4 protein-coding genes and 1 pseudogene are annotated in these 2484 nt (G+C 70.1%); 1 reads left to right on the top strand and 4 read right to left on the bottom strand.

Annotated elements, in window-relative coordinates; all coding sequences use genetic code 11:
• Nucleotides 1-28 precede the first annotated feature (28 nt).
• Complete coding sequence (locus tag ACTS11_RS14975) at nt 29-727, bottom strand: COQ9 family protein (RefSeq protein ID WP_442641103.1); 699 nt, start codon at nt 725-727, stop codon at nt 29-31.
• A 116-nt stretch (nt 728-843) separates the two neighbouring features.
• Between ACTS11_RS14975 and rpsU the strand changes: the two genes are divergently transcribed.
• Nucleotides 844-1050 (top strand): 30S ribosomal protein S21, encoded by a 207-nt coding sequence (gene rpsU / locus ACTS11_RS14970; RefSeq protein ID WP_442641102.1) that lies wholly within the window; start codon nt 844-846, stop codon nt 1048-1050.
• 130 nt (nt 1051-1180) lie between these two features.
• On the opposite strand, the gene ACTS11_RS14965 is transcribed toward rpsU, so the two are convergent.
• The 3 genes and pseudogenes from ACTS11_RS14965 to ACTS11_RS14955 all read right to left on the bottom strand — a co-directional run.
• On the bottom strand, nt 1181-1834 hold the full coding sequence (locus tag ACTS11_RS14965) for a hypothetical protein (protein WP_442641101.1): 654 nt from the start codon (nt 1832-1834) through the stop codon (nt 1181-1183).
• 11 nt (nt 1835-1845) lie between these two features.
• On the bottom strand, nt 1846-2001 hold the full coding sequence (locus tag ACTS11_RS14960; RefSeq protein ID WP_442641100.1) for an aa3-type cytochrome c oxidase subunit IV: 156 nt from the start codon (nt 1999-2001) through the stop codon (nt 1846-1848).
• 78 nt (nt 2002-2079) lie between these two features.
• A pseudogene (locus tag ACTS11_RS14955) lies at nt 2080-2484 on the bottom strand (MBL fold metallo-hydrolase); the annotation flags it as partial.

The raw sequence follows: 2484 nt of genomic DNA, 5'->3' as shown, positions 1-2484 counted from the left end.
GGCGCGGAAAAGCCGGCTTTTCCGCCGCCTACCGCCAGCGTCCCGGCAGATCGGCCGGCGCCGCGGACGGCGCGCGCACCCGGCTGGCCAGCCAGTCCGGCCCGGCCATCAGGGGCTTGAGGAAGCGGTTCTCGCGCGCGTGCTTCTTCAGCGTCTCGAAGCGCATCACGTCGTCGATCCGCCGATCGAGGAACCCCCAGGTCGCGCCGTGTCCCGCCGACTGGTCGCCGAGCCAGTAGAGCACGGTGGCCGAGTAGACCCCCGACAGCGTCGCCCGCTTGGTGTACCAGTTCAGGTCCTCCGACGTGTCGCCGAGCGCCGTCCAGATCGCGTCCGCCGTCTCCCAGAGGGCGCGGGCGCCGTCGGCGGCGTGCATCGGCAGCGCGAAGAGGGTGGCGCCCCGCCGGACCGCCTCCTTGTGGGGCTCGACGAGGTCGAGGCGCAGGCGCACCGCATGGGCGATCTTCGCGCGGAAGCGCATGCCCGTCAGGTCCTCGGTCTTCAGACGCTCCACCATCTCGCGGTCGCCGCGGCGGTGGAAGGCCATGGCGAGGTCGACGGCGCCCCGCGGGAGGAGCGCGCGCGCCTCGGCCGGGGCGAGGTCGGCATCGGCCGCGGCGGCGCGGAAGGTCGCCTCGGACCAGCCGTCGAAGGGCACGTGCATCAGCGCCGCGTCGATCATGCGGTCCGCCGCGCCGGCGCCGGATGCGTCAGGGGTCTCGGTCATTCTCGCTTTCCTTCCCGGTCGTCTCCAGTTCCCTAGACAACCTAGGGGGCCTTTGCTATAGGGCCAACTCCTGCAACACGACGCAACTTCAACCTAGAAAGGTGGTGACACCCACGATGCAGGTCAGTGTTCGCGACAACAATGTCGACCAGGCGCTCCGCGCGCTGAAGAAGAAGCTTCAGCGGGAAGGCGTTTTTCGGGAAATGAAGCTCAAGCAGCATTACGAGAAACCCTCGGAGAAGAAGGCGCGCGAGAAGGCCGAGGCCATCCGCCGCGCGCGCAAGCTCGCGCGCAAGAAGGCGCAGCGCGAAGGTCTCGTCTGACGTCGCGGAACCGAACGGCGCCCTGGGCGACAGGCCCGGCACCGGAAGAAAAGCAGCCCCCGGGACATGGTCGCGGGGGCTATTTTCATTGTGGCATCGGCGTCCGACGGCGCCTCGGGCGCCCCGCTGCCTACTCGGTCGCCGCCATCTCGGCGGCGACGCGCGCGGCGTTTGCCTGGGCGTTCAGCAGCTCGTAGTTGTCGTCCGAATCGTCGTCGTAGATCCGTTCCTCCCGCACGCCGGGAAGCTGCGCGAACTGCGCCATCGTCCGCGTCGGGAAGAGGTTCCGCGACATTCCCTCGAAGCCGGGCGTCCGCGCCAGCACGTCCGAGACGGCCAGCGAGCAGCGCGCGGGCGACACCGCGCCGTAGGCCTCGACGGCCTCGATCAGCATGGCGGCCTGCATCGGCGTGACGTCCAGTTCCTGCGACACGACGTGGTAGGTCTCGCGCGCGTGGTAGTCGATGTAGAAGTCGTAGAATTGCGGCGACATCCCGTAGAGGACGTCGTTGCGCTCGGGCACCATCGGGTGGAACCAGCTTCCCGCCGGGTCGAAGAGCACGCGCTCCGGCCCGTCGATCAGGAGCGCGGTGTGCCCGCCCGAGCCGTCGCGGTTGGCGATCATCGTCAGCAGCGTGACCTTGGCCGGGCCCTCCGGCACGTAGCGCGCCTGCGACACGACCTCGTCGGGGGCCCAGACGGGCTCCGCCCCGCAGGCGGCGAGGCCGAGCACCACGGCCAGCGCGGCGGCGGTACGGACGAGACGGCGGATCGGGGTCCGCATCGGCCGGGTCCTCAGGTCGCGAAGATGGCGAGGAAGATCACGATCAGGATGCAGACGATCGCGATGTTGACAGACCAGCGCATGAAGGCCCCGAAGGTCTTCTCCTGCTCGGTTATGTCCATCTCGCCGGGCTTGTAGTCGTTCTTGGCCATAGGTCGCTCCCTCATGGTCTCCTGTCGCCGATGACCTAGCCGATTTGGCGTGGCATGTCAGCCCTGCGCGCCCGCCACGGGTGCGGCGCGGTGTCAGGGGTGTGGCCCCTCGGCAAGCGACCAGACCCAGGCGCCGTCGGCCCGCGGGGTCCGCCGCGCCTCGCCCGCGTGGAGGAGGTGGTTCAGGTGCGCCACCGCCTCCACCAGCGCGAGGCCGTAGGTGCCCTCGTCGATCCTGCGCTTGAAGAGCGGCGGGAAGCACTCGGCGGCGGTGCGGGGCGCCTTGGCGAGATGCGCGCGCAGCCGGTCGAGCGCGCTCTCGTGGTTCTCGATCATCTGGCGGAGACGGTCGGGCAGGCCCCGGAAGGGCAGCTTGTGGCCCGGCAGGACGAGCTGCGCCTCGGTCGCGTGGGGCTGGAACCTGCGGCACGACGCGATCCAGTCGGCCACCGGGTCCGCCATCGGCTCGGTCGCGTAGACCCCGAGGTTGGGCGAGAT

Source organism: Roseicyclus sp., assembly GCF_052168335.1.
Taxonomy (GTDB): domain Bacteria; phylum Pseudomonadota; class Alphaproteobacteria; order Rhodobacterales; family Rhodobacteraceae; genus Roseibacterium.
The sequence above is the reverse complement of the archived record's forward strand: the minus strand, read 5'-3'. Positions and strand labels throughout refer to the sequence as shown.

Coding starts and splice junctions, on each gene's coding strand:
- ACTS11_RS14975 (WP_442641103.1), bottom strand. CDS start 727: ATGACCGAGACCCCTGACGCATCCGGCGCCGGCGCGGCGGACCGCATG.
- ACTS11_RS14960 (WP_442641100.1), bottom strand. CDS start 2,001: ATGAGGGAGCGACCTATGGCCAAGAACGACTACAAGCCCGGCGAGATG.
- rpsU (WP_442641102.1), top strand. CDS start 844: ATGCAGGTCAGTGTTCGCGACAACAATGTCGACCAGGCGCTCCGCGCG.
- ACTS11_RS14965 (WP_442641101.1), bottom strand. CDS start 1,834: ATGCGGACCCCGATCCGCCGTCTCGTCCGTACCGCCGCCGCGCTGGCC.